The organism is Amycolatopsis sp. NPDC004169, assembly GCF_040610315.1.
Taxonomy (GTDB): Bacteria; Actinomycetota; Actinomycetes; order Mycobacteriales; family Pseudonocardiaceae; genus Amycolatopsis.
The window spans coordinates 197,392-223,890 of sequence record NZ_JBEXMD010000001.1; the positions used below are offsets into that span (position 1 = coordinate 197,392).

The following is a 26,499-nucleotide window of genomic DNA, read 5'->3' on the forward strand; positions in this document are numbered from 1 at the left end:
AGAGTCGGGAGCGGACACACCAAGTGCCAGAGCTGGTCGTACAACTCACCAGGGTGGGCTTCCTCGTGCTGCTCTGGCTCTTCGTGTTCGCCGCGCTCCGAGTCGTGCGCTCGGACCTCTACGCCGCGTCGGGCATGCGCGTCCAGGTGCCGACCTTCGGGCGCAAGAAGGAGAAGAAGCCGCGCAACAGCAAGTCCCCCCAGCAGCTGCTCGTGACCCACGGCGCGCTGGCGGGGACCCGCATCGCGCTGGACGGGCGGCCGATCCTGATCGGCCGCGCCGACGACTCCACGTTGGTGCTGGACGACGACTACGCGTCGACCCGGCACGCGCGGATCGCCCAGCGCGGCGAGGACTGGTACGTGGAAGATCTGGGCTCGACGAACGGGACGTACCTGGACCGGGCTAAGGTCACTGCACCCCTCCGGGTCCCGCTCGGAGTCCCCATCCGGATCGGCAAGACGGTGATCGAGCTTCGCCCATGACTCTCGTCCTCCGCTACGCAGCCCGCAGCGACCGGGGCCTGGTGCGTTCGAGCAACCAGGACTCCGTGTACGCCGGCCCTCGCCTGCTCGCGCTCGCCGACGGCATGGGTGGGCACGCGGCGGGCGAAGTCGCCAGCAAGGTCGTCATCGCCTCACTCGCCCCGCTCGACGACGACGAGCCGGGCGACGACCTGCTCGCCCAGCTGCGCGAGGCGGTCGCGAACGGCAACGCCGCGATCGCCGAACTGGTCTCGCAGGACCCCGACCTCGACGGCATGGGCACCACGCTCACCGCCGTCCTGTTCGCCGGCACCCGGCTGGGGCTGGTGCACGTCGGCGACTCGCGGGCCTACCTGCTGCGCGGCGGTCAGTTCGCGCAGATCACCCGCGATGACAGCTTCGTCAACGAACTCCTGGAGCAGGGCCGGATCACGCCCGAAGAGGCCGCGGTGCACCCGCAGCGGTCCCTGCTGCTGAAGGCACTCACCGGGCACGAGGTCGAGCCGAGCCTGACCGTGCGCGAAGCCCGCGCCGGCGACCGGTACCTGATCTGCTCGGACGGCCTGTCCGGCATGGTCAGCGACGAGACGCTGGCCGAGGCCGTGCAGATCCCGGACCCGCAGCAGTGCGCGGACCGGATGATCGAGCTGGCGCTCAAGGGCGGCGGCACGGACAACGTCACGGTGATCATCGCCGATGTCGTCGACGTCGACTTCGGCGAGGACGCGCCCATAGTGGGCGGCGCCGCCGGCGACGGCAGCGACGAACGGCACCAGGGCGACTCGCCCGCGGCGCGGGCCAGGGCGCTGACCCAGCCGCCCCCGCCGCCGCGCCAGGAGCTGCCCCAGCCCCGTGAAGACCCCAAGGCCCGGCGCCGGAAGCGGTTCCGCTGGCTGGCCGGCGCGCTGGTGGTCCTCGTGGTGCTCGCCGCGGCCGCCATCGCGACCCGCTACTTCGTGCTGAGTCAGTACTATGTCGGCGAGGGATCGGACGGCGAGGTCGTGATCTACCGCGGCGTCCCCGGCAGCATCCTCGGCATCGACCTGCACGCTTACGAGCAGGGGTCCTGCCCGCCGAGCCAGGTGTGCACGGACAAGCTGCGCGTCACCCAGCTCCAGGAGGACGCGCGGCTGGCGGTGCAGAACGGCGTCAAGAAGGACAGCCTCGACGAAGCCCGGAAGTACATCGACGACTTCCTGCAGCTGCGCAAGCGCCTGAACAACTGCGCGCCGACGGGCAGTCCGGCGTCCCCGACGCCGACACCGACCCCTCCGGTCACGCCGACGACGACTCCGTCGGCTCCGGCCGGCTCCACTGCTCCGTCGTCGGCGAACCAGCCAGCGGGGAGGGACTGCTCGACGCCGAGTTCGACGGCACCGACGACGGGAGGCGGTAACTGATGGGCCAGCCCGTCGCGCGTTCCGCCGAACCGCTCGCCGCGCAGTTCCAGACGAACCCGCCGCGCGAGGTCCCGACGCGCCGCAACACCGAGCTGGCGCTGCTGGGGTTCGCCTCCTTCATCGTCACCATCGCGCTGGTGCTGGTGGAAGCGAACCAGGAGCAGGAGCTGACCTGGTCGATCATCTGGCTCGGCCTCGCCTACCTCGCGATCTTCGGCGCCGCGCACCTGGCCGTCCGCAAGTGGGCGCCCTACGCCGACCCGGTGCTGCTCCCCTGCGTCGCGCTGCTGAACGGCATCGGGCTGGTGATGATCCACCGGATCGACCTGGCACTGGCCGAGCGCGCCACGCAGAACGGCAAGGACTACACGCCCGCGGTCACCGCACAGGTGCTGTTCACGGTGATCTCGCTCGTGTTCTTCGTCGTGGTACTGATCGTGGTGAACGACCATCGCACGCTGACCCGCTACGGCTACACCGCCGGCCTGGTCGGCATCGTCGCGCTCGCGCTGCCCGCGCTGCTGCCGTCCAGCCTGTCCGAGGTCAACGGCGCCAAGGTGTGGCTCAAGCTGCCGTTCTTCTCGATCCAGCCGGGCGAGTTCGCGAAGATCCTGCTGATGATCTTCTTCGCTTCGTTCCTGGTGTCGAAGCGGGACCTGTTCATGGTGGCGGGCAAGAAGCTGGTCGGCGTCGAGCTGCCGCGCGCCCGCGACCTCGGCCCGATCCTGATCGCGGCGTTCGTCTGCATCGGCATCCTGGTGTTCGAGAAGGACCTCGGCACGTCGCTGCTGTTCTTCAGCGTCATCCTGGTGATGCTCTACGTCGCGACCGAGCGGGTCATCTGGGTCGTCCTGGGCCTGAGCTTCTTCGCGGTCGGCTGCGTCATCGCCTACAACCTCTTCACGCACGTCCAGCAGCGCGTGGCGAACTGGCTGGACCCGCTGGCCACCTACGACCAGGCCGGCGGCGGCTACCAGCTGGCGCAGGGCCTGTTCGGGCTGGGCACCGGCGGCGTCGGCGGCACCGGGCTCGGCGCCGGCCGTCCGGACATGGTGCCCGAGGCCAACACCGACTTCATCACCGCGTCGATCGGCGAAGAGCTCGGCTTCATCGGCCTGGCCGCGGTGCTGATGCTGTACCTGATGGTCGCCATGCGCGGCATGCGGAGCGCGCTCGCCGTGCGCGACACGTTCGGCAAGCTGCTGGGCGGCGGGCTCGCGTTCACCATGGTCATGCAGATCTTCGTCGTCGTCGGCGGGGTCACGAAACTCATCCCGGAGACCGGTATCACCGCCCCGTTCCTGTCGAAGGGTGGTTCGTCGCTGCTCGCGAACTACATCCTGGTCGCGCTCCTGCTGCGCATCTCGGACGCGGCCCGCAAGCCGGCCGCCCGCCCGAAGCCGCAGCAGCAGCCGCAGGCCCCGATCGCGGAAGCGCACACCGTGCTCGTGCAGCGCCCGCCGGCGGACGGGGGCGCACAGGCATGAACACCCCGCTCCGCAAGGTCGGCATGGCGATGCTCGTGATGGTCGTCCTGCTGCTGGCCAACGCCACCTACATCCAGGTGGTGAAGGCCGACGACTACCGCACCGACTCCCGCAACGCGCGCGTGCTCTACGACGAGTTCGCCCGCCAGCGCGGCAAGATCGTGTCGCAGGCCAACGGCGAGGTGCTGGCCGGCATCAACCCGTCGAACGACAAGTACAAATACATCCGGACCTACGCCGACGGCCCGATGTACGCGCCGGTCACCGGCTACTACTCGATCAACTATGGCGCCGGCGGCCTGGAGCGCGCCGAGGACGACGTCCTCAACGGCTCCGACCCGCGGCTGTTCGTGCGGCGGCTGTCGGACATGGTCACCGGCCGCGACCCGAGCGGTGGCAACGTCCGGCTGACCATCGACCCGGCCGTGCAGAAGGCCGCGTACGACCTGATGACGCAGAAGGGCTACACCGGCGCCGTCGTCGCGATGGAGCCGAGCACCGGCCGGATCCTGGCGATGGTCTCGACGCCGTCGTACGACCCGAACGCGCTCGCGTCCCACACGTCGAAGGCACAGACCGACGCCTGGAACGCGAACAACAAGGACCCGAAGAAGCCCATGCTGAACCGGGCGATCTCCGAGACCTACCCGCCGGGTTCGACGATGAAGATCGTCACCGCGGCGGCCGCGCTCGAGGACGGCAACGGCCCGGACACCAAGGTCAACACCGCGCCGAACACGAAGCTCCCCGGCACGAGCATCACGCTGGAGAACTACGCGGGGCAGGGTTGCCCCGGCGACACGTTCAAGGACGCGCTGGCGCACTCCTGCAACGTGCCGTTCGCGGAGTTCGCCGGCAAGCTCGGCGCGGACAAGATCAAGAAGACGGCGGCCAACTTCGGCATCGGGCAGACCGACCTGACCGTGCCGATGAAGGTCGCCCCGTCGACGGTCGGCCCGCTCGACTCGCAGGGCGCGCTCTACCAGAGCGGCATCGGCCAGCGCGACGTCCGGCTGACCCCCCTGCAGGACTGCCTGCTCGCGGCCACCGTGGCCAACGGCGGGATGGCGATGAAGCCGCAGCTGGTGCAGTCGGTGCTGGCGCCGGACCTGTCGACCATCGAGGACTACAGTCCCACCGAACTCACCGGCACCCCGGCGTTGTCGTCGTCGAACGCCGCGATCCTCAAGGACATGATGGTCGCCTCCGAAGGCTTCACCAAGGGCGGCGGGAAGCGCGCGGACATCCAGATCGCGTCGAAGACCGGCACCGCCGAGCACGGCACGGACTCCAAGAACACCGCACCGCACGCCTGGTACACCGCCTTCGCCCCGGTCGACAACCCGCAGATCGCGGTCGCCGTGATCGTCGAGGACGGCGGCAACCGCGGCCTCGCGGCCACCGGCGGCACGGTCGCGGCGGAAATCGGCCGCGCGGCGATCAACGCGAAGCTCGGGGGTGGATAGCGCATGCTGTCCTCCGGTCAGCTGCTGGCCGACCGCTACAAGCTGACGAGCCGGATCGCCGTCGGCGGGATGGGCGAGGTCTGGCAGGCCAGCGACACCCGGCTCGACCGGACCGTGGCCGTCAAGATCCTCAAGACCGAGCTCTCCGGCGACGCCGAGTTCCTCCACCGCTTCCGCACCGAAGCGCGGATGACGGCGTCCCTCAACCACCCCGGCATCGCCGCGGTGCACGACTACGGCGAGACCATCCTCGACGGTGACCTGTCGATCGCCTACCTGGTGATGGAGCTGGTCGACGGCGACCCGCTGGCCGGCCTGCTGGCCAAGCACGGGCGGCTGTCGGCGGAGTTCACCCTCGACATGCTCGAGCAGGCGGGCAACGCCCTGCAGGCGGCGCACTCCCACGGGCTGGTCCACCGCGACGTCAAGCCGGGCAACATCCTGGTGACGTCGGCCGGGCAGGTGAAGATCACCGACTTCGGCGTGGCGAAGGCGGCGGACGCGGCCCCGGTCACCCGGTCCGGCATGGTCATGGGCACCGCGCACTACATCGCCCCGGAGCAGGCGCTCGGGCAACCGGCCGAGCCGGCGTCCGACGTCTACTCGCTGGCGGTGTGCGGCTACGAATGCCTCGCCGGGCACCGGCCGTTCCTGTCGGAGAACGCCGTGACGGTCGCGATGATGCACATCCGCGACATCGCGCCGCCGCTCCCGCCGGACGTGCCGCCCGCGGCGCGTGCGGTGATCGAGGCAACGCTGGTCAAGGACCCGCGGCAGCGCTACAACAACGGCGGCGAGTTCGCGGCCGCCGTCGCCGCGGTCCGCGCCGGGCTGCCGCTGCCGACGCCGTCCGGGCTGGTGAACGCCACCTACACGACGGGCCAGCAGCCGGTGGTGCCGCCGCAGGTGCAGCAGCAGCCGCCGCCCCCGTCGATGCCGGTGCCGATCCCGCCGCAGCAGCTCCCCCCGCAGCAGCAACAGATGCCGGGCGGCCCCCCGTCGCCCGCGATGAACCCGATGGTCGCCATCGGCCCGCCGTCCCGGCCGGCCCCGCGGCAGGTGATGCTGCCGGCCCCCCGGAAGAAGACGCAGTGGGGCTGGTGGGCGCTGCTCGCCGCGATCCTGCTCGTTGTCCTGGTGGCGGGGATCGTGCTGGTGGCGAAGATGCTGAGCAGCGGCAACGGCTCGGCGCCGCCCAACGGCCAGACGCAGAGCCAGGTGTTCCCGGGCAGACAGGCGCCCGCGGAGCAGCCTCCGAGCGTCTACCCGGCGGACACTCCCGGAACGACCGACGATGGCCGGCAAGGCATCATGACCACACCTTGGACGGAATGGAACGGCATCCAGAGATGAGCACACCCAGACTGCTCTCCAACCGGTACGAGCTGGGCGAGACGCTCGGCTACGGAGGCATGTCCGAGGTCCACCACGGCCACGACGTGCGTCTCGGCCGGGAAGTCGCGATCAAGATTCTCCGTGCCGACCTCGCCAGGGACCCGCAGTTCCAGGAGCGCTTCCGCCGCGAGGCGCAGAACGCCGCCGCGCTGAACCACCCGGCGATCGTGGCGGTCTACGACACGGGTGAGGCGAACACCGAGTTCGGGCCGCTGCCGTACATCGTCATGGAGTACGTCGAAGGCCGGACGCTGCGCGACATCGTCAAGACCGAAGGCCCGATGTCGCAGAAGCGGGCGATGGAGGTCATGGCCGACGTCTGCGCGGCGCTGGACTTCTCGCACCGCCACGGCATCGTCCACCGCGACGTCAAGCCGGCCAACGTGATGATCACGAAGAACGGCGCGGTCAAGGTGATGGACTTCGGCATCGCGCGCGCGATGCACGACGGCCAGTCCGCCATGACCCAGACGGCCGCGGTGATCGGCACGGCGCAGTACCTGTCGCCGGAGCAGGCCCGCGGCGAGTCGGTCGACGCCCGTTCCGACGTCTACGCCGCCGGCTGCGTGCTGTACGAGCTGATCACCGGCGAGCCGCCGTTCACCGGCGACTCCCCGGTCGCGGTGGCCTACCAGCACGTCCGGGAGGACCCGAACCCGCCGTCGTCGGTGAACCCGGCGGTGGCGCCGGAGCTGGACGCGGTGGTGCTGAAGGCGCTGGCGAAGGGCCCGGCGAACCGCTACCAGTCGGCGGCGGAGATGCGCTCGGACCTGGTGCGCACCCTTTCGGGCCAGCGCCCGGTGGCGCCGATGGTGATGTCCGAGGACGAGCGCACGCAGGTGATGAACGCCGACCGGCGGCAGCCGCAGCGCTACGACGAGTACAGCGAGCCGGACGACGAAGACCCGAAGGCCAAGCGCCGTCGCCGCACGATCCTGGCCGCGATCGCGGCGGTGTTCGTGCTGGGCGCGGTGCTGCTGATCATGTGGCTGGCGGGCTCGTTCAAGAGCAACGAAGGCGGCACGGTCGCGATCCCGGACGTGACGCACCAGACGGTCCCCCAGGCGCGGGAGACGTTGAAGAGCAAGGGCTTCGACGGCACGATCGAGCAGAAGCAGGTCACCTGCGGCGTGCCGCCGACCGACGGCAACCCGGAGTGCGGTCAGGACGACATCAACAAGGTCATCAAGTCCGACCCGTCGCCCGGGGTCTCGGTCGCGACGAACACGAAGATCACGCTGTACGTCGGCGTCGCACCGGGCAAGGCGAGCGTGCCGGACCTGGCGAACAAGACGCGCGAGCAGGCCGAGCAGGCCTTGATCGACGCGAAGCTGACCCTCGACCCGAACGTGGGCGAAACCGAGGTCGCCGACCCGAACCAGATCGGCCTGGTGCAGACGCAGAACCCGAGTCCGTCGACCCAGGTCGACCAGGGCAGCAGCGTCCGGATCACGGTCGGCAAGTCGAAGCAGCTCAAGACGGTCACCGACTTCACCGGCAAGCCGTACTCCCAGGCCAAGTCGGCGCTCGAGGGCGCGGGCTGGAAGACGAAGAAGGTCGAGGCACCGTCCGACTCGGTGCCGAAGGATTCGGTGATCACCCAGAACCCGAACGGTGGCCAGCTGGCGGTCGGCGAGCTGATCACGCTGACCGTGTCGACGGGTCCGACCACGCCGACGTCGACCCAGATCGAGATGCCGCAGCTGGTGGGCATGCCGGTCGAGGAAGCGCAGCAGAAGCTGCAGAGCATGGGCTGGACCGGTCAGCTGAACCAGCAGTCCGACCGGGGCAGCCGGCAGCCGGAAGGCACGATCACCAAGCAGAGCGTGAAGGCTGGTACCACGATCAGCAACAACCAGCCGATCTCGGTGTCGGTGTCGGAGGGCAACGGCGGAATCACGATCCCGACGGGCCCATCCACCCCCGGCGCTCCCTGATCTCACGGGAAAGGCCCGCACGGTTTCGCCGTGCGGGCCTTTTTCTTTGCTCAGGGCTGGTCGAGAAACCCTTGCACGGCACCGAGAACTTGATCCGCGTCGCTGGCCGCACCGAAGTCGAGTTCGAGTTCCTCGGCGGCACCGGAGCGTTTGACCTTGAGGGAGACGTGGGCTTCCCGATCCCGCGTCAGCCACGCGAAGAGCGAGCGGCAGAAGACACCGGCCGAGGAACTCGAAACCCCGACGACAACGGCATCGAAGACTTGGACGCGCCCGCGAAGCTCGGCTTCGCCGCGCAACCAGTCGGCGAGCTCCGGAAGCTCGCGGCCGGAGTTTGGCACGGTGATCGCGACGATCCCAGCCGTCACCCGATCTCCCTTCGCCCGGAACCGGAGAGGCCCCGAACCTTAGTCGGCCCCGGGGGTGGCTGGAAGGCTGGGCCGGAAAATGAAGATTGCAAATTGCAGTCAGGAGCGTCGTCGGACCAGAGCCGAAACGGCGAAGAAGCTGACGGCCAGCATCGCCGCCGCCGTGAGCAGGGCCAAAGCCAACGGGCCGCCAACCGGCTCGTCGTCGGTCAAGGCGTGCAAAAGCGGGTGGACCAGCGGGATCTTCGCCAGCAGGACCACCACCAGGGTGATCACCGCGGCCAAGACCGTCCAGCCGACTCGGTTGACCAGCAGCCTGGAGCACGGCAGGGCGATCGCGATCCCCAGCAGTGCGCACGCGAGGTGGGCGAGGAACCCGATCCCCAGCGCCGCCGGCTGGACTTTCAACGCCTTGAGTGCCGACCACACCTCCGTGATCGCCGTCAGGACCAGGGAACAGGCCAGGACCGTCAGCACCGCGCCGGTGATCATGCGGTGCCAGTGGCGGGCGTGGCTCAACGTCACCAGGCGCTGGACCGGGTCTTCGATGTCCAGCAGGGCGATCGTCAGCCAGCACGAGACGACCAGGAGGCCGCCCGCGCTGATGCCGAACAGGGGCAGCGGGGGCGAGTGCGGGTCGGCGTAGAGGATCACGCACAGGGCGAGATACGCCAGCAATGCCGGCAGGTACCGCTGCGAATGACCCAGCAACACCAGGTAGTACCGGGTCATGGCGAGCACGGCGCCACCTCCCGCACCGACCAGCCGCCGTCGAGGGCCCGCCTCAAGACCGCGTCGACGCGGGTGACCTCGACCGTCAGCACCACCTGGGCGCCTTCCACCACCGCGTGCCGCACGCCGGGCTCGTCCGTCCAGCCCGCGTTGCCGCCGCGCAGGACGATGCGCGTGGTCGGCTCTGCGCTCTCCGCCGTCAGGCGGCCGTCCTTCATCAGGTGGACGACGTCGGCGTGGTCGTGGACCACCTGGGGCCGGTGGTCGGTGAACACCACGCTCGCTCCTCGCGCCCGCGTCTCGGCGACGAGCTCGCCGAGGATCGTGTGCGTCCCGGTATCCAGACCGGACCACGGCTCGTCGAGGATCAGCAGGTCGGGGCGCACCATCACCGCCTGCGCGAGGCCGACCTTCTGCGCGTTGCCCTTCGACAGCGTCCGCAGCGGGGCCGACGGGCCGCCGACGAGGGCCAGGCGGTCGAGCAGCGGGTCGATCACCGAGAGGTCGGCCAGCCCGTGGATGCGGGCCATGTGCCGCAGGTACGCGCGGGCGCCCATGCGCTGGCCGGCCGGGAAGCGGTCCGGCAGGTAGCCGATCCGCGGAGTACCCCGCACCGCTCCGGTGGTCGGGTGCGAGACGCCGGCCATGATGCGCAGCAGCGTCGACTTCCCGGAGCCGTTGCTGCCGAGGACGCCGACCACGTGCCCGGGCTCGATGGTCAGGTCGACGTCGCGGAGGACGAAGTCACCGCGCCCGTACCGCTTCCCGACCCCCTCGAGCCGGATCACGCAACAGCGGCCTTCTGGAGCGCCTTGGTCGCGCGCTCGAGCTCGTTCACCCGGGCCGGGTCGACGGGGTGGCCCGCCGCGGCCAGCCAGTTCGCCAGCATCCGGTGGCCGCCTTCGGTGAGCACGGACTCCGGGTGGAACTGGACGCCTTCGAGCGGCAGCTCGCGGTGGCGCATGCCCATCACGATGCCGGACTCGGTGCGGCCGGTGACCTCGAAGACGTCTTCGGCGATCGTTTCGGGGAGCACGGTCAACGAGTGGTACCGGGTGGCCGTGAACTCCTCCGGCAGGTCCGCGAGGACGCCGGCGCCGGTGTGCCGGACCTGGCTCGTCTTGCCGTGGAGCAGCTCGGGCGCGCGGTCGACGGTCGCGCCGTAGACGACGCCGAGCGCCTGGTGGCCGAGGCAGACGCCGAGCATCGGCGTGCGCGTCTCGGCGCACTTGCGGATGACGTCCATGCTCTGGCCGGCGCGTTCGGGGGTCCCCGGGCCGGGCGAGACGAGCACGGCGTCGAACTCGGGCACGCGGTCGAGGTCCACGACGTCGTTGCGCCAGACCGTGCAGTCGGCGCCGAGCTGGGCCAGGTACTGGACCAGGTTGTAGACGAAGCTGTCGTAGTTGTCGACGACGAGAACGCGCATGTCCCGAGCTTACCGGCTCCCAGTCCGTGGACCGTACGCCAAATCACATTTCAGGTTAGGTAATCCTAACTTACCGTGGAGCGGGTGAGCCGTTCTCTTCGTGTAGCCGTGGTCGGTGCCGGTCCCGCCGGCATCTACGCCGCCGACATCCTCGACAAGTCCGACGCCGACGTGCAGATCGACCTGTTCGAGCGCATGCCGGCGCCGTTCGGGCTGATCCGCTACGGCGTCGCACCCGACCACCCGCGCATCAAGGGCATCGTGACGGCGCTGGAGAAGGTGCTCTCGAAGCCCAACATCCGGCTGCTGGGCAACATCGACTACGGCACCGACATCAAGCTCGACGAGCTGCGCGAGTTCTACGACGCGGTGATCTTCTCGACCGGCGCGTCCGCCGACCGCGCGCTCGACATCCCGGGCATCGACCTCGACGGCAGCTACGGCGCGGCCGACTTCGTCTCCTGGTACGACGGCCACCCGGACGTCCCGCGCACCTGGCCCCTGACCGCCTCTTCGGTCGCCGTCCTCGGCGTCGGGAACGTCGCGCTGGACGTCGCCCGGGTCCTGGCCAAGACGGCCGACGAGCTGCTGACCACCGACATCCCGGACAACGTCTACCAGGGGCTGAAGGCCAGCCCGGTGACCGACGTGCACGTGTTCGGCCGCCGCGGCCCGGCGCAGGCGAAGTTCACGCCGCTGGAGCTGCGTGAGCTGGACCACTCGCCGAACGTCGAGGTCATCGTGTACCCCGAGGACATCGAGTTCGACGAGGGCAGCATCGCCGCCCTGCGCGCGTCGAAGCAGATCGACATGGTGGTGAAGACGCTGCAGGAGTGGGCCATCCGCGAGCCGGGCTCCCGCCGGCGCCGACTGCACCTGCACTTCTTCCACTCGCCCGCCGAGGTCCTCGGCGAGGACGGCAAGGTGACCGGCCTGCGCACCGAGCGGACCGAGCTGACCGGCGACGGGAACGTCCGCGGCACCGGCGAGTTCCACGACTGGGACGTCCAGGCCGTGTACCGCGCGGTCGGCTACCTCTCGTCGCACCTGCCGGAGCTGCCGTTCGACCACGTGGCGGGCGTGGTGCCGAACCAGGCGGGCCGGGTGCTGGACCTGGACGAGAACCAGCTGCCGGGCGTGTACGTCACGGGCTGGATCAAGCGCGGCCCGATCGGCCTGATCGGCCACACCAAGGGCGACGCGGCCGAGACGATCGCCAGCCTGCTGGCGGACGCGGACACCCTCACCGCCCCGAAGTCCTCGTCGCCGGACGCGATCCTCGACTTCCTCGAGACCCGCGGCATCCCGTTCACCAACTGGGACGGCTGGGGCAGGCTCGACGCGCACGAGAAGGCGCTGGGCTCGGCGGCGGGCCGCGAGCGGGTCAAGGTCGTGGAGCGCGAGGAGATGACCCGGATCTCGCGCGGCTGAGCTGGTGAACGATTAGGACCCCAGGTACGCCAGCACGGCCAGCACGCGGCGGTTCGTGTCGTCCGAAGCCGTGATGTCGAGCTTCGCGAAGATGTTCGCCGTGTGCTTGCCGACGGCTCCCTCGCTGAAGTGCAGCCGGGCCGCGATCGCCGCGTTGGAGCAGCCCTCCGCCATCAGCGCCAGCACCTCGCGTTCGCGCGGGGTCAGCGCCGCCAGTGGGTCGGAAGCGTTGCCAGCCACCAGTTTCGCGATGACCTCGGGATCCATCACGGTGCCGCCCGCCGCGACCCGGCGGACGGCGTCGATGAACTGCTCGGCGTTGAACACGCGGTCCTTCAGCAGGTAGCCGATCGCGCCGGTGCCGTCGGCCAGCAGTTCGCGCGCGTACAACTGCTCGACGTGCTGCGACAGCACCAGGATCGGCAGCCCGGGGACGTCACGGCGGGCGGCCAGCGCGGCCTGCAGCCCCTCGTCGGTGTTCGTCGGCGGCATCCTCACGTCCACAATGGACACGTCGGGCCGGTGGTCGCGCAACGCCGCCACGAGTTCCGGGCCGGTGGCGACCGCCGCGACGACGTCGAAGCCGTGTGCGGTCAGCAGATGCGTCAGGCCGTCTCGGAGGAGGTACTGGTCCTCGGCGACGAGGGTTCTTGGTCGAGCTGACACGGGATCTCCAAGGTCGCCTTCGTCGGGCCGCCGATCGGGCTGGTCAGCGTCAACCTACCGTCGAAGCCGCCCAGGCGACGCTCGATTCCCCGCAGTCCCGAGCCGCGGGCCGGGTCCGCACCACCCAGGCCGTCGTCGGTCACGACGAACGTCAACAGCCCGTCGGCGAACGCCACCTCGATCGTCACCCGCTTCGCGCCGTGCTTCGCCGCGTTGCCGAGCAGTTCGGACACCGCGAAGTACACGCACGACTCCACCGGTTCCTCGGCACGTCCCGGCAGTGCGCCGGTGACCTGCGCCTTCAGCGGACTGTCCAGCGCCAGCGCGCGGACGGCGTCCAGCAGCCCGCGTTCGGACAGCACCGGCGGGTGGATACCGCGGATCAGCGCCCGCAGCTCGGTGAGCGCCTCCGACGACGCCGCGCGCAGCTCCGCGGCGAGCCGTTTCGCCGCCTCCGGGTCCGTGTCCACCAGTGCCTCGACCGCGCCCAGCTTCATGCCCATGGCGACCAGCCGCGACTGGATGCCGTCGTGCAGGTCGCGCTCGATCCGGCGCAGTTCCGCCGCCTGCGTGACCGTGACGTCGGACCGCGTCCGCTCGAGCCGTTCGACGCGCTGGGCCAGCCGGGCGGATTCGGTCGGCCCGAACCACGTCCGCGCGAAGCGGGCCTGCTGGCGGGCGAGCCAGGGTGCCGGCGCCACGGCGACGACCAGCGCCAGCAGGATCAACGGCGTCTGCGCGAGCGCGCCGAGGTGCGTCGACACCTCGGGCAGCGGGGACCACCGGACGCGTGGCGACACGAACGGCCGCCACACCCAGAGCGTCCAGATCCCGGTCATGCCCCAGCCGAACAACACGAGCGCCGGCACCGAGCAAACGAACGACACGAGGGTGCTCAGCACACCGCCTGCCATGTCCCGCCAGGTGGCCCGGTCACCCAGGATCCACCGCGTGCGGGCGTTCTGGAGCGGCCAGAACATTTCTTCGTACAGCTGCCTGCCGACCTGGTAGAGCCCGTCGGCGCGGGGCAGCGGCAACCCGGGCGGCGGCTGGTACGGCCGCGGGATCCGCACCCCGGTCCAGTTTTCGGTTTCGCGGCGCAGGGAGTCGGTGATCGAGCGGCTCCACAGCACGACCGCGGGTGCCAGCGGCGTGGCGACGGCCACGACCACCAGCTGGACCACCGAAAAGGCCAGCTGCACCACGGAAAGCGCGAGGATGCCGAGCTGGTGGCCCAGCGCTTCGAGGTGCCGGTGGAACCAGTTCCGGCGCCGCTCGGCGGCCGGGCGCGGCCCGAGCCACCAGCGCGTCCACCGGCCGTAGCCGCGCAGCACCCGCGGCCCGCCGAGCACGACGGCCACCGGAAGCAGCAGCGTGACCAGCGGGTTCACCAGCTGCCAGCCGAATTCGCGGTTCGCCGCCGGATCTTCCAGCGCCCAGGTGAGGCGGTGCTGCCAGCGGATCCAGAACGCTCTCTTGTAGAGCTGGTTGCCATCGCGGTACCAGCCGTCGCGCTCGCGCACCGGATCCGGCGGCGCGGGCCGGTACGGCGTGGCGACCTCGACACCGCACCAGCGCGCGGCCAGCGTCCGCATGGTCGCCGACCGCCCGCGGGCCCATTCGATCACCGGGCCGAGGAAGAACACCACGCCGACGCACAGGAGCGCGAACGCGATCAGCTGGACGAGCACGTCGAGCCAGCTGCGCAACGAGTGCGCGGCCAGCGCCAGCGCCCGGCCCAGCGCACGCAGGTACGGCATCCGGCACCTCCTTCCCCCCGCGATCCTCGCCGATCGGCACCGGCCCGCGCACTGCCCGAAGCCCCACGAACGGGGTGGGCCCAGCCCCACCCCCAGTTCAGCAAAACGCTACCTGAGCTGGGGATTCAGCGTCATTACCGAAGCTGCCGCCGGTTCGTAGCTTGATTCCCATGCCCCTCATCGAAGTCACCGATCTCCGCAAGCGCTACGGCTCCCGGGTCGCGGTCGACGGCGTTTCGTTCACCGTCGAGCGCGGCGAAATCTTCGGCATCCTCGGCACGAACGGCGCCGGGAAGACCACCACCGTCGAATGCCTCCAGGGCCTGCGCCAGGCCGACGGCGGCACGATTTCCGTGCTCGGCCTGGACCCGGCGACCGGCCACGCGGCGCTGACCCGCCGCGTCGGCGTCCAGCTGCAGGAGAGCCAGCTGCCGGCGAAACTGCGGGTGCGCGAGGCGCTGGAGCTGTTCGCGTCCTTCTACCCGCAGTCCGCCGACATCGACGTCCTGCTCGACCAGCTCGACCTGCGCGACCACGCCCGCAGTTGCTTCGGGAAGCTTTCCGGCGGCCAGAAGCAGCGCGTGTCGATCGCACTGGCGCTGGTGGGGCAGCCGGAGCTGGCGATCCTCGACGAGCTGACCACCGGGCTCGACCCGCACGCCCGCCGCGAAACGTGGCGGCTCGTCGAGGGCGTCCGCGCCGCCGGCGTCACGGTCCTGCTCGTCACCCACTTCATGGACGAAGCCGAGCGGCTCTGCGACCGCGTGGCGATCTTCGACGCCGGGCGCGTGGTCGCCACCGGCACCCCGACCGAGCTCCGCGCCGCCGCCGGAGCCTCCACTTTGGACGATGCGTTCGTCTCGCTGACCAGGAGCACCCGGTGAACACCTTCGCCAAGATCACCGCCACCGAGGCGAAACTCTTCCTCCGCGCGCCGTTCGCGGCGGCCGGCGGCCTGCTGCTGCCGTCGATCCTGCTGCTCGCCATCGGCGCCATCCCGGGCATGAGCAAACCCAACGAGGCGGCGGGCGGGTTGCGCCTCCTCGACGCCTGGGTGCCGTCGCTGATCGTCGTGAGCCTGGCGATGCTGGCCCTGCAGTCGATCCCGGCCGCCGTCGCCACCTACCGCGAGCAGGGCGTGCTGCGCCGCCTGGCCACCACCCCGGTGCACCCGGTCAACCTGCTGGGCGCGCAGCTGCTCATCCACGTCGTCGTTTCGCTGGCCGGCATCGTCCTCGTGCTGGTGCTGGGCAACGTCGTCCACGACGTCCCGCTGCCGAAGCACCCGCTGTCGTTCGCGCTGACGCTGGTGCTCGGGGTGGTCGCGACGTTCGCGCTCGGCCTGATCGCGGCCGCGGTCGCCCGCACGTCCAAGGCGGCCACCGGGGTCGCCCTGGTCGCGTTCCTGCCGATCATGTTCTTCGGGGGCGTCTACCTGCCGCGGCCGTTCCTGCCGGACGTGCTCCGGCGGATCGGCGACTACGTGCCGCCGGGCTCGCAACCGCTGCAGGACGCCTGGATCGGCGCCGGCGTGCAGCCGCTGCAGCTGGCCGCGCTCGCCGGCTTCGCGGTGCTCGGCACGGCGCTCGCGGTCCGGTTGTTCCGCTGGGAGTGAGCCCTTCCGCCAAAGTGGTGATGATCATCGTTTTCTCTTGTGGCCGGGCCACCCAGCCGGTAGCCAAGAGGGTGGCCCTGCTCAAACTGGAGGTTCGATGTCCCTGGACGTGTCACCCGCGCTGCTGGAGAAGGCCGAGCGCGGGGAGGTCACCGACGCCGAGTTCGTCACCTGCGTCAAGGAATCCCTGCCGTACGCCTGGGAGGTCATCACCGGCGTCATCGCCGACGCCGAGGGTGCGGCGGACGGCTTCGCCGACAACGAAACGCCGCCGCCGAGCGAGGCCGCCCGCGGGCAGCTGCTGCGCGCACTGGCCTCCGACGCGATCCGCGGCGGCCTCGAGCGGCACTTCGGCGTCAAGCTGGCCTTCCAGAACTGCCACCGGGTCGCCGTGTTCCGCCAGTCGGAAGTCGGCGGCGACCGCTACCGCGCGTTCGTCTCGCCGCGCGGCCAGCTGCTCAACCAGAGCCCGGAACTGCGGGACTGCTAGCCCGCAGCGCGGGCAGCACCTCGGTGCCGATCCGCGCGATGTTCTCGAACGTGCCCTCCGGCGTACCCGACGCTTCCACGAACATCAGCACGTGGGAGACGCCGGTGCGCCGGAGGCTCGTTTCCAGCGTCCGGACGCAGTGGCCGGCGTCGCCGACCGGGTGGATCGCGCAGAGCCGTTCGGTGTACTCCCCCGGGTCCTTCCGCGGCCCGGGCCTGCCGTCGACCGTGACGTGGGCGCCGAGCCCGTCCGCCAGCCACGCCGGGAGCGCGCGCCGGACGACGTCGGCGTCACCGACTTGGCAGAGCACGGTCGAGACGTGGTCGGCGGGCTTCCCGTAGGCCGCGACAGTGCGCGCCTTTTCCTCGTCGTCGGCGTGCAGGCCCAGCAGGAGCGGGAGGTCTCGTGCGGCGGCCTGCCGGACGGCGTCCGACTCCGGCCCGCCACAGGCCACGACGACGTCCGGCCGCCGTTCGGGGCCCGGGACGACGGGCACTTCCCGGAAGGCGAAGTGCCGCCCGCGGGCCTCGACGCGGCCGGTGGTGGCGCGCAGGAAGACGTCGAGGGTCTCCTCGAAGCCGCGCTCGTACCGGTCCAGCCCGGTCCCGAAGACCTCGAGGTCCCGCCACGGCCCACCGCGGCCGACGCCAAGCCGCAGCCGCCCGCCGGAAACGGCGTCGAGGACCGCCCACTGTTCGGCGAGGGCGACCGGGTGCGTGGTCGACAGGACGCTGACGGCGGTCCCGACACCGATCCGCGAGGTCCGCCCGAGCACGTGCCCGGCGAGGGTGATGGCGGAGGGGCAGACGCCGTAGGGCATGAAGTGGTGTTCGGCGAACCAGACGTCGTCGAACCCGGCTTCTTCGGCCAGCTCGGCGGCGCGGACCGACCGGCGGAGGACGTCGCCGTCCCGCTGGCCGGGGAAGCGGCCGCTGACCAGGAAGACGCCGAACCTCAGTTGACCGCGACCTCGTTGAACCACAGCCGCGGCTCCAGCCAGGGGAACACCACGAACATCAGCAGCGCGACCACGCCGATGGCCAGCACCACCGCGATCGTCAGCTTCGCCGCGAACGGGCCGGGGAGCTTGCGCCAGATCCAGGCGTACATCAGGCCTCCCCGATCTTCGACAGCAGGTCGCCGTAGTCCTTGACCTGGTTCTTCGGCACCTGCTGGGTCAGCACCGAGGTGATGATGAGCCGCTCGCGGGCGCTGAACTGGGGGTGGCACGTCGTGAGCGTGAGCAGGGCCGCCTGCTGGGCCTTCGGGAGCGTGTCGGCGTCCTTGTACGGGACCGGGTTCACCGCCGTGCCCTGGCTGGGCAGCACGACCTTGCGGCCGAACGTCTCGCTGTAGGCGCCGCCGTCCTCGGCGTTCGTGTCACGCAGGGTGGAGACGCCCTTGCACTTGGGGTCGGCGCCCTTGCCGCCCGCCCAGTCCTTCATCTCGTCGTCGTAGGGCAGGACCTTGTAGATGTAGAAGTCGGTGGAGGTCTCGATCACGATCTGGTCACAGGAGGAGAGGTTGTCCAGGTCGTTGAACGGGGCGCCCTTGCCGACGCGGTGGCCGGCCACGGCGAAGTTGCCGGGCTCGCCGGGCAGGGCCGTGCCCTTGTAGTGGCCGGGGCCGACTTCGAGGGCCTTGTCGTCGGTGCCCTCCTGGATCGTGAAGTTGTAGTCGACGCCGAAGCTGGGGATGTGGATGCGGGCGAACGCCTTGCCGTCGACCAGCTCGGGGTGCAGCGTGCGGTCGTGCGCCCACTCGCCGTCGAGCTGGTCGCTCGCTTCGGACTGCTTGCCCGCCGAGAACAGGTCGGTCACGTACAGCTCGTAGACCATGAACAGCAGCACGACCAGGCCCAGCGTGATGAGGATTTCGCCGGCCGTCCGGATCGCGACGCCGCCCTTGCCGAGCGGGGCCGCGGCGGGCTTCTCCTTGGTCGCCGTGCCGCCCTTCCCGACCGGGGCGAAGACGATGGTCTCGTCGTTGGCGCCCGGCGGCGGGGGCGGGCTGGTGTAGCGGCGCGAAGGCGGGCCCTGCGGCCGCCGGGGCGGCTGGCCCTGCGGGCCGCGCGGCGGCAGCTGACCACCCGGGGGCGGGCCGGGCCGACGCGGGGGCACAGGCCGCTGACCGGGGTATCTGCGCCGGTCGTCATCCGGCCCTTCGCGCGTAGTCACGCAAGCTCCTCTCAAGCCGCGTCCAACACTTGGTGACCCCGACGTCACGGTACGGGAAATCCGACCACTCCCGGCCGCTGCTTTCCTGCGGTCGTTTACGTTAACGTGTGCACGTGGCGCTGGTTGCGCACCCTCAGCGGGACATCGCCACCAGACGAGCCCGAAGAGCACCGCGAGGAACACACGATGCCCAAGTCCAAGGTCCGCAAGAAGACCGCGTACACCCCGCCTGCCGACCGGCGCACGCCGGTGAAGGTGCGTGCCGCCGGCCCCACCGGCCTGGCCTGGAAGATCCCCATGTTCGGGCTGATGATCCTCGGCCTGGTCTGGCTGCTGGTCAACTACATCGCCGGGGACAAGATCTCCTGGATGGCCGACCTGGGCAACTGGAACTTCGCCGGCGGGTTCGCGCTGATGATCGCGGGTCTGCTCATGACGATGCGCTGGCGCTGACAATTACTCCGATCGGCCGCTTGACGTCGAATTACAGCGGTGTGACTCATCCCCAGTGTGGATAACCCCTGTGGATAACTACCCCACCTCCTGGGCACCCCGGCCGGCCGTTGTGGTATCGGCCTGGGCGGTCACCGCGTTGCTGCTGGCCGGCGTGGTGACCGACGCGCTGACCGGCGACCGCGGCGGGCTGGTGCTGTTCGCGCTGGCGGCCGTCGCCGTCGGTGCGTTCGCCGGGCACGCCACCCTCGTCCGGCCCCGGCTGGCCGCCGACGCCGAGGGCCTGGTGGCCCGCACGCTGGGCGGCACGCACCGGCTGCCGTGGGCGCAGACGCGCACCCGGCTGCGCACCACCCGGCGCATGGGCCGTGACGGCGTCACCCTCGAGGTCGAGCACGAGGAGCAGCTGTACGTCTTCGGGTGGCTCGACCTCGGCGAGGACCCGCGGGACGTCCTCGACGTCCTCAGCACCCTGCGCAGCTAACGGCAGGTGTAGTAGAGGCCCTCGCGGTACTGGACGAAGTCGCAGGTCGTCGGCGCGGCCTGGGCACCGCGGTAGGCCAGCAGGCCGAGCAGCGCGACGACGATGATCCCGACCCCGATGGCCTGCCACCGCGCCTGCTTGACCTGCGGCGCATAGAGCAGCGCGACGGTGACGAGCGCGCCGGTCACCAGCCCGCCGAGGTGCCCCCAGATCGAGATGCCCGGGATGCCGAAGGTGATGAACGCGTTCAGCGCGAGCGTGATGATCAGGCCGGTGGGGTTCAGGCGCAGCTTCAGCACGGTGACGCCGTAGGCGCCCATCAGGCCGAACAGCGCGCCGGACGCGCCCGCCGTGCCCGGGAAGCCGGTGGGGTCGCCGAACAGCAGTACCGCGGTGGACGCGCCGAGCATGGAGACGAAGTAGAGCGCGAGGTAGCGGCCTCGGCCGGTCACCTGCTCGAGGGCCCGGCCCATCATCCACAGCGAGAACATGTTGACCGCGATGTGGATCGGCCCGTAGTGCAGGAACCCGTTGGTCAGCACGCGCCACCACTCGCCGTGGCCCATGGTCGCGTCGCCGTAGAGAGCGCCGTACTGGAAGAGCGATGACAGCTCGTTGTCGTTGAGGCTCTTCGCCTGGGCCACCGTGGCCAGGAAGACCAGGACGTTCACCGCGAGGATGACCTGGGTGACGAGCACCGACTGCGAGAGCCGCGCGCCGAAGACGGTGCGCTGGCCGAACCCGGCGTCCTGGTACTCGCGGTGCTGACGGCGCTGCTGCTGGGTGCCGCTGTGCACGCAGTCGGTGCACTGGAAGCCGACGGGGGCTTCGCGGAGGCAATCCGGGCACGCCGGACGCCCGCACCGGGAACAGCTCAGCCCGGTCGGGCGGTTGGGGTGCCACCAGCACCCGGGCAGCGCGGCTTGTTCGGCGGCGGGGTTCGGCGGTTGGTTCACGATGTCACCAACCTACCGAAACCGCCGCGAAGAAACCGTCAGTGCTCGATGCTGACCTTTTCGATCACGATGTCGGTCAGCGGGCGGTCCGCCGGACCGGTCGCCGTCCGGGCGATCGCGTCGACGACGTTGCGCGACTCCTGGTCGGCCACCTCGCCGAAGATCGTGTGGCGGAAGTTCAGGTGGGTGGTCGGCGCGACGGTGATGAAGAACTGCGAGCCGTTCGTGCCGGGCCCGGCGTTGGCCATGGCCAGCAGGTACGGCTTGCTGAACTGCAGTTCCGGGTGGAACTCGTCGCCGAACTTGTAGCCGGGGCCGCCGCGACCGGTGCCGGTCGGGTCGCCACCCTGCAGCATGAAGCCGTCGATGACCCGGTGGAAGATCGACCCGTCGTAGAAGGGCCCGGAGTTCGTCCCCGCCGCGTTCGGCTGGGTGTACTCCTTGGTGCCTTCCGCCAGCCCGACGAAGTTCGCGACCGTCTTGGGCGCGTGGTCCGGGAGCAGGTTGAGGTGGATGTCACCCTGATTGGTGTGCAGCGTAGCTTTCACGGAAGCCATCGTGCCATCTGCGGGCGGGCGGCGCGGAAAAGGGGCACGATAGGTTACGGGTAACAGAGCAGTGCCAAAACGAATGATGAGGTGAAGCCCATGTCCCGGGCGACAGCCCAGGCCGTCGAGACCGCCGACAAACTCGTCACCGAGGGTGTCAAGCAGGGGCGGCGCGCGCAGAAGAAGCTCGCGAAGAAGACGGAACTGACCCGCAAGGAGCTCAAGAAGAGCTCGAAGGCCGCTCGCCAGGAGGCGCTCGCGCGCCTGTCCGAGCTGCGCAAGCCGGGTCGCAAGGCGAAGAAGGCCGCCATCAAGGCCGCGAAGGCGGCCGGCGAGTCGAAGCGCCGCGGCAAGAAGGACTTCAAGGCGGCGAAGAAGGACTTCTACGCCGCTCTGTCCGAGGCCAAGTCGGCCGCCAAGGGCACTCGCAGCCGGCGCAAGTGGCCGTGGCTGCTGGGCCTGGTCGTGGTCGGCGCGGGCGCCGCATACGCACTGCGGTCGAAGCAGGAGCCGCCGGTCGCCCCGGCGCCGCCGAAGGCCACCCCGCCTGCGCCGAAGCCCGCCGAAGCGGCGAAGCCGGCCCCGCAGGCGAACGGCAAGGCGCCGTCCTCGGCGCCCGCCGAAAAGAAGAACTGATCACGACGCGAAGAGGCCCCCGGGGGTGCAGCCGGGGGCCTCTTCAGTCGTGCTCGAAAACCGATCAGACGGCAGCGGCGTGCTTGTCGATCAGCTGGCCGAGACGCGGCAGCGCCTCCTCGACGTTCTTCTTGCCGTTCGGGCGCAGCTTCGAGTAGACCTTCTTGATGCTGTCGCGGCTGCTCTTCTCCGCGCGCGAGTCGGTGACGCTCAGCAGCGCGTCGGAGGCCTCGTCCGAGCGGCTGGACAGGTAGGCGCCGAAGTCGTTGCCGCCCTTGGCGCGGTAGTCACCGTAGAAGGGCTCGAGCGCGGAGGCGAAGTCCGGCAGCAGCGTGTCGACGGCCGAGGGGATGATGCCCGGCTTGATCTTCTTGACCGCGGCGAAGCCGGTCTTGACGACGGCACCCGAAACGCCGCCCTTGTCCGAGACCTCGGCGTCCACGAGGGTCTCGAAGTCGGAAACGACAGCCGGGCGACGGCTGGAGTCGAGCAGGATTTCCTTGAGGGTGTCAGCCACGAATCTTGTCCTTTGTCCTTGCAGAGTTGGTGCCCCGCCCCGGGGTGGGGGTCCCCGGTGGCTGCGGTGCGCGAGTCCACGAAGCCTGCGCGTGACGCACAGGGTAATACAAGATCAACATCACTCACCCGTGTGGAGGTCGCTACCTAGAGCTTAAGGGCAGCGATAGCCTTCTTGACCACTGTGCGTGCTTTGACGCTCTGCTTCTGGTTCGTGGTCGCGATGACCGCCGTGCCGCCCTTCGCGACCGCGTAGACGGCACCGTCGTCGGACGACAAATAGCCCCCCTTCCAGCCGGACGGGTCGCTGGCCGGGTTCGACGAGTCGACCGGCGCCGCCTTGTTGACCAGCGCCGTCGCCGTCTTGGCGTCCCCGACGTAGACACGGACGGTGAGCTGGACCTTCCCGTCCGGGCGATAGAAGAAGCACGCAGGGTGCGGCTGGTCGGCGGACACGCGCACCTTCGAGACGTGCTGGCCGTTCGACTCGGCCACGAACTCGCTGTCGAGGTACGGGCAGTCCTCCGTCGCGCCCGGCTGGGGGTCCGGTGGCAGGCTGCCGGGACCCGCTGCGGTGGACGCCGACGGCGGGCTGGGCGTCGCGGTGCCGGTCACGATGGTGGCGCTGCAGCCGGTCAGCAGGGCCACGGCGGGCGCGAGAAGTACGAGTCGTCGCATAGCGGGGACAGTGAACCACGAAGCGTGTGTGGAAACCGCTGGCTGACGTCGCCGTGAGACCATGGCCGCGTGCTCACACCGGAGCAGTACCTCGGCGCGATGGCCGAGCGCATCCAGCGGGCCGGCGGGCGGCTGAACACCGTGCAGATCGGCCCGGCCACGGCCGTCGTCGGGCTGTTCACCGAGTCGGTCCTGCTCTCGACGATGAACTACTGCGTGGTCGCCGCCGCCGTGCCCGAGGTGACTGCCGCCGCGCTGTACGACTTCACCGGCCGCGCCACGCAGCACGCCCGCGCGAACCTGGTCGGCACCATGGGCTGGACGGCGGCTTCGGTGGTCATCGCCGGGCTCGTCGGCGGCCGCGTGTACCCCGATGCCGCGCAGGCCGCGTCGGCGAAGTCAGGCAACCAGTTCGGCGGCGAGACGCGGATGGTCGCGGTGGACCTCTCGGCCGGCCAGATGTACGCGTTCGTCGGCGGCAAGTTCTGGGGCGCCGCGGTCCAGGGTTCGGTCAACGCCAAGCTGACGTACTGCTTCCCGCAGCCGGTGGAGGTCTACCAGCAGGTGCAGTGGCAGCAGCAGCAATCCCAGCCGCCGATGCCGCAGGTGCCACCGCCGCCGGTCGTCGGCCCGGGCGGCCCGCAGCCGCCGGTCTACCCACCGCCGGGGCACCAGCCCCAGCAGGGTCCGTACGGTTACTGACATGGTGCAGTTGCGCGGCTGGCCGTCGTTCCCCGAAGAACTCCCGGTGTTCACGCCGGAAACGGCACCTCCGGACCCGCAGGCGTTGTTCCTCGAGTGGCTGACCGAGGCGGGCGAGCACGTGCTGGCCCCGCACGCCGTCACACTGTCCACAGTGGATCCCGACGGCGCGCCGGACGCGCGCGTGGTGATCCTCAAGGACGTCGGACCCGCCGGCTGGGCCGTCGCGACCAGCTCGGAAAGCCCGAAGGGCCTGCAGCTGCGCAAGGACCCGCGGGCCGCGCTGACGTTCTTCTGGCCCGGCCGCGGCCGCCAGGTCCGGCTGCGCGGCCCGGTCTCCCCCGCCGCACCCGAGGTGTCGGCGGCGGACTTCCTCGCCCGGCCGCCGGCGTCCCGCGTCGAGGCGTTCATCGGCCACCAGTCGCAGGTGTTGCACGACCCGGCCGACCTCGACGCGGCGGCCGCGGAGGCGGAGCGCTGGGTCGCGGAGAACCCGGACGTGGCCCCGGAAACCTGGACGCGGTACTTCGTCGACCCGGACGAGGTCGAGTTCTGGCAGGCGAGCCACGACCGGCGGCACGTCCGCCTGCGGTACCGGAAGTCGGGCGAGGGCTGGGCCCGCGATCGCCTCTGGCCCTGATCGGGGGTATGCGCGGGCGTCCCGTGTGTGCGCATGATGCAGGCATGCGCTCGAAGATCCTGACCGCCGGGCTGGTCCTGGCGCTGACTGCCGCACTCGGCGGGGTGGCCACGGCCGACGCGCGTCCTGGGGGACGACCGGAGCTGGCGGATCCGCACCCGTGCCCGGGCCAGCCGGGCTTCACCTGCTCGACCCTGACCGTCCCGCTCGACCGCACCGGCCGCGTGCCGGGCACGCTCGACCTGGCCGTGGCGACCGCGGACAACGTGGACGCGCCCAAGGGCGTCCTGCTGTTCCTCACCGGCGGCCCGGGCCAGGGCGGCGTCCGGACCATCACGCGGATCGCGACGCAGCGGTTGCCGGAGGTCGCGCGGGACTACCGGATCGTCATGCTCGACCAGCGCGGTACCGGCCCGTCAGGGGCGTTGCAGTGCCCCGGCCTGCAGGCGGAGATGGGCAGTTCGGACATCGCGACACCGTCGGCCGCCGCGGTGCAGGAGTGCGCGCACATCCTCGGCGACACGGCCCCGCTGTACTCGACCGACCAGAGCGTGGCGGACTTCGACCAGCTCCGGCAGGCGCTGGGCGTGCCGAAGCTGGTCGTCGACGGCGTCTCGTACGGCTCGTTCACGGCGGCGCGGTACGCGATCGCGCACCCGGACCACGTCAGCAAGGTGATCCTCGATTCCGTGCTGCCGCACCACGCTTCCGCGTCGGCGTCGCTCTACCTGACGGGCCTGACGGCGGAGGCCAGGGTGCTGCGCGCGGCGTGCGCGGTGGCCCCGGCCTGCGGCTACGACCCGGCCGAGGACCTGGCCTGGCTGGTCCGCCACCGCGGCACGGCGGACGGCGTCCGCATCTTCGACACGATCGTGTCCTACGAGTTCTCGGATCCTTCGTACCGCGACCCGGCGGCGGGCGACGTCATCGGCGCCCTGCACGAGGCCCGTGGCGGCGCCCCGGCCCGGCTGGACGGTCTCCTGGAGGCGTACAAGTCCGGCGGCGACGACCCGGCCGCGTTCAGCGCGGGCCTCCACGCGGCCACGCTCTGCGCGGACGGCCGCTTCCCGTGGGGCACCGCGGCGACACCACTGGCCCTGCGTCGGCCGTTGCTGTCGCTGGCGTCCCACGCGCTCCCGGAGTCGGCGACCTGGCCGTACACGACCGGCGTGGCCACGCAGCAGGGGTTCATCCAGAGCTGCTTGCCGTGGCCGGCGGAACGTCCGGCGTCGAACCCGGCCGGGCCGCTGCCGAACGTGCCGGTGCTGCTGCTGAACGGCGATCGGGACCTGTCGACGCCGTTGGAGTGGGCGCGTTCGGAAGCGACGCTGGCCCCGCAGGGCCGGCTGGTGATCGTGCCGGGCGAGTCGCACTCGATCCAGAACCGCGAGCGCGGCCACGCGGGCCGGGACGCAGTGATCAGCTTCCTGCGGTAAGGGCGGCGAAGACGGCGTCCCGCACGCCGGCGTCGGACGGTGTCTCCCGCCGCTGCTCGGCGGCGAGCTCGGCGAGGGACACCATGGTGACGTCGGCGAGGCCGCAGGCGGTGAAGTGGCGGAAGGCCGCCATGTCCGGGTCGACGTTGAGCGCGAAGCCGTGGCTGGTCACGCCCCGGCGGATCCGCAGGCCGATCGAAGCGACCTTGCGGTGGTCCGGCGTCCAGACCCCGGCGAGGCTGGACGACCCCGCCGGCGTGTCCCGCCGGACGGCGGGGAAACCGAGCTGCTCCAAAGCCGCCACCAGACCGGTTTCCAGCCACCGCACGATGTCGACGGGCCCGCGGGCCTTGACGTCGACGACGAGCTGTCCCGGCCCGTGGTAGGTCGCGAACCCACCGCGGTCGGCCGGGACGGCCGGGAGGTCGGTGGGCAGGTCCTCGGGCCGGGTGCGCGGCCCGTAGGTGACGATCGGCGGGTGGCTCAGCAGGAAGAGGCGGTCTTCGGCCAGGCCCTGCTGACGCTCCTGCACCCAATTGCTCATGTCCGCGAGAGCCTGGTGGTACGCGACCTCACCGAGGTCCACCCGCTTGATCGGCCAGCCCACGTTTC

At 70.7% G+C, this 26,499-nt stretch carries 30 protein-coding genes; 16 read left to right on the forward strand and 14 right to left on the reverse strand.

The window, feature by feature from the left end:
• Nucleotides 1-23 precede the first annotated feature (23 nt).
• From ABZX11_RS00955 to pknB, 6 genes are read left to right on the forward strand one after another with little or no spacing between them, the layout of a single operon-like run.
• Nucleotides 24-485 carry an FHA domain-containing protein gene (locus ABZX11_RS00955; RefSeq protein ID WP_003079002.1) on the forward strand — a complete coding sequence of 154 codons (462 nt, stop codon included), beginning with the start codon at nucleotides 24-26 and terminating at the stop codon, nucleotides 483-485.
• Nucleotides 482-1,885 carry a PP2C family serine/threonine-protein phosphatase gene (locus tag ABZX11_RS00960; protein WP_176173799.1) on the forward strand — a complete coding sequence of 468 codons (1,404 nt, stop codon included), beginning with the start codon at nucleotides 482-484 and terminating at the stop codon, nucleotides 1,883-1,885. Before ABZX11_RS00955 ends, ABZX11_RS00960 begins: the two co-directional genes overlap by 4 nt.
• Nucleotides 1,885-3,372, forward strand: coding sequence for an FtsW/RodA/SpoVE family cell cycle protein (locus ABZX11_RS00965; RefSeq protein WP_354908681.1), 1,488 nt, complete (start codon nucleotides 1,885-1,887; stop codon nucleotides 3,370-3,372). Before ABZX11_RS00960 ends, ABZX11_RS00965 begins: the two co-directional genes overlap by 1 nt.
• Nucleotides 3,369-4,838, forward strand: a complete 1,470-nt coding sequence (locus ABZX11_RS00970; protein ID WP_176173801.1) for a penicillin-binding protein 2 — start codon at nucleotides 3,369-3,371, stop codon at nucleotides 4,836-4,838. The genes ABZX11_RS00965 and ABZX11_RS00970 overlap by 4 nt, the downstream gene beginning before the upstream one ends.
• Nucleotides 4,839-4,841: 3 nt before the next feature.
• Nucleotides 4,842-6,191: a serine/threonine-protein kinase gene (locus ABZX11_RS00975; protein WP_176173802.1), complete on the forward strand. Its 1,350-nt coding sequence runs from the start codon at nucleotides 4,842-4,844 to the stop codon at nucleotides 6,189-6,191.
• Entirely contained in the window at nucleotides 6,188-8,170 is a 1,983-nt protein-coding gene (gene pknB, locus ABZX11_RS00980) for a Stk1 family PASTA domain-containing Ser/Thr kinase (protein WP_176173803.1), read from the forward strand. Before ABZX11_RS00975 ends, pknB begins: the two co-directional genes overlap by 4 nt.
• 50 nt (nucleotides 8,171-8,220) lie before the next feature.
• Here the strand turns inward: pknB and ABZX11_RS00985 are convergent, their stop codons facing one another.
• The 4 genes from ABZX11_RS00985 to ABZX11_RS01000 form a co-directional block, all read right to left on the reverse strand.
• Nucleotides 8,221-8,538, reverse strand: a complete 318-nt coding sequence (locus ABZX11_RS00985) for a hypothetical protein (RefSeq protein WP_176173804.1) — start codon at nucleotides 8,536-8,538, stop codon at nucleotides 8,221-8,223.
• A 99-nt stretch (nucleotides 8,539-8,637) separates the two neighbouring features.
• A complete protein-coding gene (locus tag ABZX11_RS00990) occupies nucleotides 8,638-9,279 on the reverse strand; it encodes a hypothetical protein (RefSeq protein WP_354908684.1) in 642 nt (213 codons plus the stop codon).
• Entirely contained in the window at nucleotides 9,267-10,058 is a 792-nt protein-coding gene (locus tag ABZX11_RS00995; protein ID WP_176173806.1) for an ABC transporter ATP-binding protein, read from the reverse strand. The genes ABZX11_RS00990 and ABZX11_RS00995 overlap by 13 nt, the downstream gene beginning before the upstream one ends.
• A complete protein-coding gene (locus ABZX11_RS01000) occupies nucleotides 10,055-10,699 on the reverse strand; it encodes an aminodeoxychorismate/anthranilate synthase component II (protein ID WP_176173807.1) in 645 nt (214 codons plus the stop codon). The genes ABZX11_RS00995 and ABZX11_RS01000 overlap by 4 nt, the downstream gene beginning before the upstream one ends.
• 84 nt (nucleotides 10,700-10,783) lie before the next feature.
• Here ABZX11_RS01000 and ABZX11_RS01005 point away from each other — a divergent pair, with 84 nt between their 5' ends.
• Nucleotides 10,784-12,130, forward strand: coding sequence for an FAD-dependent oxidoreductase (locus ABZX11_RS01005; RefSeq protein WP_354908688.1), 1,347 nt, complete (start codon nucleotides 10,784-10,786; stop codon nucleotides 12,128-12,130).
• Nucleotides 12,131-12,142: 12 nt separating this feature from the next.
• Here the strand turns inward: ABZX11_RS01005 and ABZX11_RS01010 are convergent, their stop codons facing one another.
• The gene (locus ABZX11_RS01010) at nucleotides 12,143-12,796 is read right to left on the reverse strand and encodes a response regulator transcription factor (RefSeq protein ID WP_176173808.1); all 654 of its coding nucleotides are present in this window, start codon (nucleotides 12,794-12,796) and stop codon (nucleotides 12,143-12,145) included.
• Nucleotides 12,736-14,556, reverse strand: a complete 1,821-nt coding sequence (locus tag ABZX11_RS01015) for a histidine kinase (protein WP_354908691.1) — start codon at nucleotides 14,554-14,556, stop codon at nucleotides 12,736-12,738. The genes ABZX11_RS01010 and ABZX11_RS01015 overlap by 61 nt, the downstream gene beginning before the upstream one ends.
• A gap of 170 nt (nucleotides 14,557-14,726) precedes the next feature.
• On the opposite strand from ABZX11_RS01015, the gene ABZX11_RS01020 reads away from it, so the two are divergent.
• From ABZX11_RS01020 to ABZX11_RS01030, 3 genes are all read left to right on the forward strand, one after another.
• Nucleotides 14,727-15,440, forward strand: coding sequence for an ABC transporter ATP-binding protein (locus tag ABZX11_RS01020; RefSeq protein ID WP_354908693.1), 714 nt, complete (start codon nucleotides 14,727-14,729; stop codon nucleotides 15,438-15,440).
• Nucleotides 15,437-16,171: an ABC transporter permease gene (locus tag ABZX11_RS01025; protein WP_354908695.1), complete on the forward strand. Its 735-nt coding sequence runs from the start codon at nucleotides 15,437-15,439 to the stop codon at nucleotides 16,169-16,171. The genes ABZX11_RS01020 and ABZX11_RS01025 overlap by 4 nt, the downstream gene beginning before the upstream one ends.
• Nucleotides 16,172-16,268: 97 nt before the next feature.
• The gene (locus tag ABZX11_RS01030; RefSeq protein WP_176173812.1) at nucleotides 16,269-16,661 is read left to right on the forward strand and encodes an SCO5389 family protein; all 393 of its coding nucleotides are present in this window, start codon (nucleotides 16,269-16,271) and stop codon (nucleotides 16,659-16,661) included.
• Here ABZX11_RS01030 and ABZX11_RS01035 read toward each other — a convergent pair.
• The 3 genes from ABZX11_RS01035 to ABZX11_RS01045 are packed head-to-tail and all read right to left on the reverse strand — an operon-like array spanning nucleotide 16,630 to nucleotide 18,781.
• On the reverse strand, nucleotides 16,630-17,643 hold the full coding sequence (locus ABZX11_RS01035; RefSeq protein ID WP_354908698.1) for an LLM class flavin-dependent oxidoreductase: 1,014 nt from the start codon (nucleotides 17,641-17,643) through the stop codon (nucleotides 16,630-16,632). The genes ABZX11_RS01030 and ABZX11_RS01035 overlap by 32 nt on opposite strands.
• Nucleotides 17,616-17,771, reverse strand: a complete 156-nt coding sequence (locus ABZX11_RS01040) for a hypothetical protein (protein ID WP_176173813.1) — start codon at nucleotides 17,769-17,771, stop codon at nucleotides 17,616-17,618. Before ABZX11_RS01040 ends, ABZX11_RS01035 begins: the two co-directional genes overlap by 28 nt.
• Nucleotides 17,771-18,781: a class E sortase gene (locus tag ABZX11_RS01045; protein ID WP_176178029.1), complete on the reverse strand. Its 1,011-nt coding sequence runs from the start codon at nucleotides 18,779-18,781 to the stop codon at nucleotides 17,771-17,773. The genes ABZX11_RS01040 and ABZX11_RS01045 overlap by 1 nt, the downstream gene beginning before the upstream one ends.
• A gap of 243 nt (nucleotides 18,782-19,024) precedes the next feature.
• On the opposite strand from ABZX11_RS01045, the gene crgA reads away from it, so the two are divergent.
• On the forward strand, nucleotides 19,025-19,291 hold the full coding sequence (gene crgA / locus ABZX11_RS01050; protein WP_176173814.1) for a cell division protein CrgA: 267 nt from the start codon (nucleotides 19,025-19,027) through the stop codon (nucleotides 19,289-19,291).
• A gap of 70 nt (nucleotides 19,292-19,361) precedes the next feature.
• Nucleotides 19,362-19,775, forward strand: coding sequence for a PH domain-containing protein (locus ABZX11_RS01055; protein WP_354908701.1), 414 nt, complete (start codon nucleotides 19,362-19,364; stop codon nucleotides 19,773-19,775).
• Here the strand turns inward: ABZX11_RS01055 and ABZX11_RS01060 are convergent.
• Complete coding sequence (locus tag ABZX11_RS01060) at nucleotides 19,772-20,731, reverse strand: rhomboid family intramembrane serine protease (RefSeq protein WP_176173815.1); 960 nt, start codon at nucleotides 20,729-20,731, stop codon at nucleotides 19,772-19,774. The two genes, ABZX11_RS01055 and ABZX11_RS01060, sit on opposite strands and share 4 nt — an antisense overlap.
• Nucleotides 20,732-20,769: 38 nt before the next feature.
• Nucleotides 20,770-21,288 carry a peptidylprolyl isomerase gene (locus tag ABZX11_RS01065; protein ID WP_176173816.1) on the reverse strand — a complete coding sequence of 173 codons (519 nt, stop codon included), beginning with the start codon at nucleotides 21,286-21,288 and terminating at the stop codon, nucleotides 20,770-20,772.
• A gap of 90 nt (nucleotides 21,289-21,378) precedes the next feature.
• On the opposite strand from ABZX11_RS01065, the gene ABZX11_RS01070 reads away from it, so the two are divergent.
• Nucleotides 21,379-21,915, forward strand: a complete 537-nt coding sequence (locus ABZX11_RS01070) for a hypothetical protein (protein ID WP_176173817.1) — start codon at nucleotides 21,379-21,381, stop codon at nucleotides 21,913-21,915.
• Between the two features lie 64 nt (nucleotides 21,916-21,979).
• On the opposite strand, the gene ABZX11_RS01075 is transcribed toward ABZX11_RS01070, so the two are convergent.
• Nucleotides 21,980-22,432 carry a hypothetical protein gene (locus ABZX11_RS01075; RefSeq protein WP_176173818.1) on the reverse strand — a complete coding sequence of 151 codons (453 nt, stop codon included), beginning with the start codon at nucleotides 22,430-22,432 and terminating at the stop codon, nucleotides 21,980-21,982.
• A 146-nt stretch (nucleotides 22,433-22,578) separates the two neighbouring features.
• Entirely contained in the window at nucleotides 22,579-23,109 is a 531-nt protein-coding gene (locus ABZX11_RS01080; protein ID WP_354908705.1) for a DUF2020 domain-containing protein, read from the reverse strand.
• A 69-nt stretch (nucleotides 23,110-23,178) separates the two neighbouring features.
• On the opposite strand from ABZX11_RS01080, the gene ABZX11_RS01085 reads away from it, so the two are divergent.
• Genes ABZX11_RS01085 through ABZX11_RS01095 form a run of 3 tightly spaced genes read left to right on the forward strand, consistent with a single transcriptional unit; the run spans nucleotide 23,179 to nucleotide 25,887 of the window.
• Nucleotides 23,179-23,811: a hypothetical protein gene (locus ABZX11_RS01085; RefSeq protein ID WP_354908708.1), complete on the forward strand. Its 633-nt coding sequence runs from the start codon at nucleotides 23,179-23,181 to the stop codon at nucleotides 23,809-23,811.
• A 1-nt stretch (nucleotide 23,812) separates the two neighbouring features.
• Nucleotides 23,813-24,451: a pyridoxal 5'-phosphate synthase gene (locus ABZX11_RS01090; RefSeq protein WP_354908710.1), complete on the forward strand. Its 639-nt coding sequence runs from the start codon at nucleotides 23,813-23,815 to the stop codon at nucleotides 24,449-24,451.
• Nucleotides 24,452-24,495: 44 nt separating this feature from the next.
• The gene (locus tag ABZX11_RS01095) at nucleotides 24,496-25,887 is read left to right on the forward strand and encodes an alpha/beta fold hydrolase (protein ID WP_354908712.1); all 1,392 of its coding nucleotides are present in this window, start codon (nucleotides 24,496-24,498) and stop codon (nucleotides 25,885-25,887) included.
• Here the strand turns inward: ABZX11_RS01095 and lipB are convergent.
• Nucleotides 25,871-26,494 carry a lipoyl(octanoyl) transferase LipB gene (lipB, locus tag ABZX11_RS01100; protein ID WP_354908714.1) on the reverse strand — a complete coding sequence of 208 codons (624 nt, stop codon included), beginning with the start codon at nucleotides 26,492-26,494 and terminating at the stop codon, nucleotides 25,871-25,873. The two genes, ABZX11_RS01095 and lipB, sit on opposite strands and share 17 nt — an antisense overlap.
• Nucleotides 26,495-26,499: the final 5 nt, after the last annotated feature.

Coding starts and splice junctions, on each gene's coding strand:
- ABZX11_RS00960 (WP_176173799.1), top strand. CDS start 482: ATGACTCTCGTCCTCCGCTACGCAGCCCGCAGCGACCGGGGCCTGGTG.
- ABZX11_RS00965 (WP_354908681.1), top strand. CDS start 1,885: ATGGGCCAGCCCGTCGCGCGTTCCGCCGAACCGCTCGCCGCGCAGTTC.
- ABZX11_RS00970 (WP_176173801.1), top strand. CDS start 3,369: ATGAACACCCCGCTCCGCAAGGTCGGCATGGCGATGCTCGTGATGGTC.
- ABZX11_RS00975 (WP_176173802.1), top strand. CDS start 4,842: ATGCTGTCCTCCGGTCAGCTGCTGGCCGACCGCTACAAGCTGACGAGC.
- pknB (WP_176173803.1), top strand. CDS start 6,188: ATGAGCACACCCAGACTGCTCTCCAACCGGTACGAGCTGGGCGAGACG.
- ABZX11_RS01000 (WP_176173807.1), bottom strand. CDS start 10,699: ATGCGCGTTCTCGTCGTCGACAACTACGACAGCTTCGTCTACAACCTG.
- ABZX11_RS01015 (WP_354908691.1), bottom strand. CDS start 14,556: ATGCCGTACCTGCGTGCGCTGGGCCGGGCGCTGGCGCTGGCCGCGCAC.
- ABZX11_RS01020 (WP_354908693.1), top strand. CDS start 14,727: ATGCCCCTCATCGAAGTCACCGATCTCCGCAAGCGCTACGGCTCCCGG.
- ABZX11_RS01030 (WP_176173812.1), top strand. CDS start 16,269: ATGTCCCTGGACGTGTCACCCGCGCTGCTGGAGAAGGCCGAGCGCGGG.
- ABZX11_RS01040 (WP_176173813.1), bottom strand. CDS start 17,771: ATGTACGCCTGGATCTGGCGCAAGCTCCCCGGCCCGTTCGCGGCGAAG.
- crgA (WP_176173814.1), top strand. CDS start 19,025: ATGCCCAAGTCCAAGGTCCGCAAGAAGACCGCGTACACCCCGCCTGCC.
- ABZX11_RS01065 (WP_176173816.1), bottom strand. CDS start 21,288: ATGGCTTCCGTGAAAGCTACGCTGCACACCAATCAGGGTGACATCCAC.
- ABZX11_RS01070 (WP_176173817.1), top strand. CDS start 21,379: ATGTCCCGGGCGACAGCCCAGGCCGTCGAGACCGCCGACAAACTCGTC.
- ABZX11_RS01080 (WP_354908705.1), bottom strand. CDS start 23,109: ATGCGACGACTCGTACTTCTCGCGCCCGCCGTGGCCCTGCTGACCGGC.
- ABZX11_RS01090 (WP_354908710.1), top strand. CDS start 23,813: ATGGTGCAGTTGCGCGGCTGGCCGTCGTTCCCCGAAGAACTCCCGGTG.
- ABZX11_RS01095 (WP_354908712.1), top strand. CDS start 24,496: ATGCGCTCGAAGATCCTGACCGCCGGGCTGGTCCTGGCGCTGACTGCC.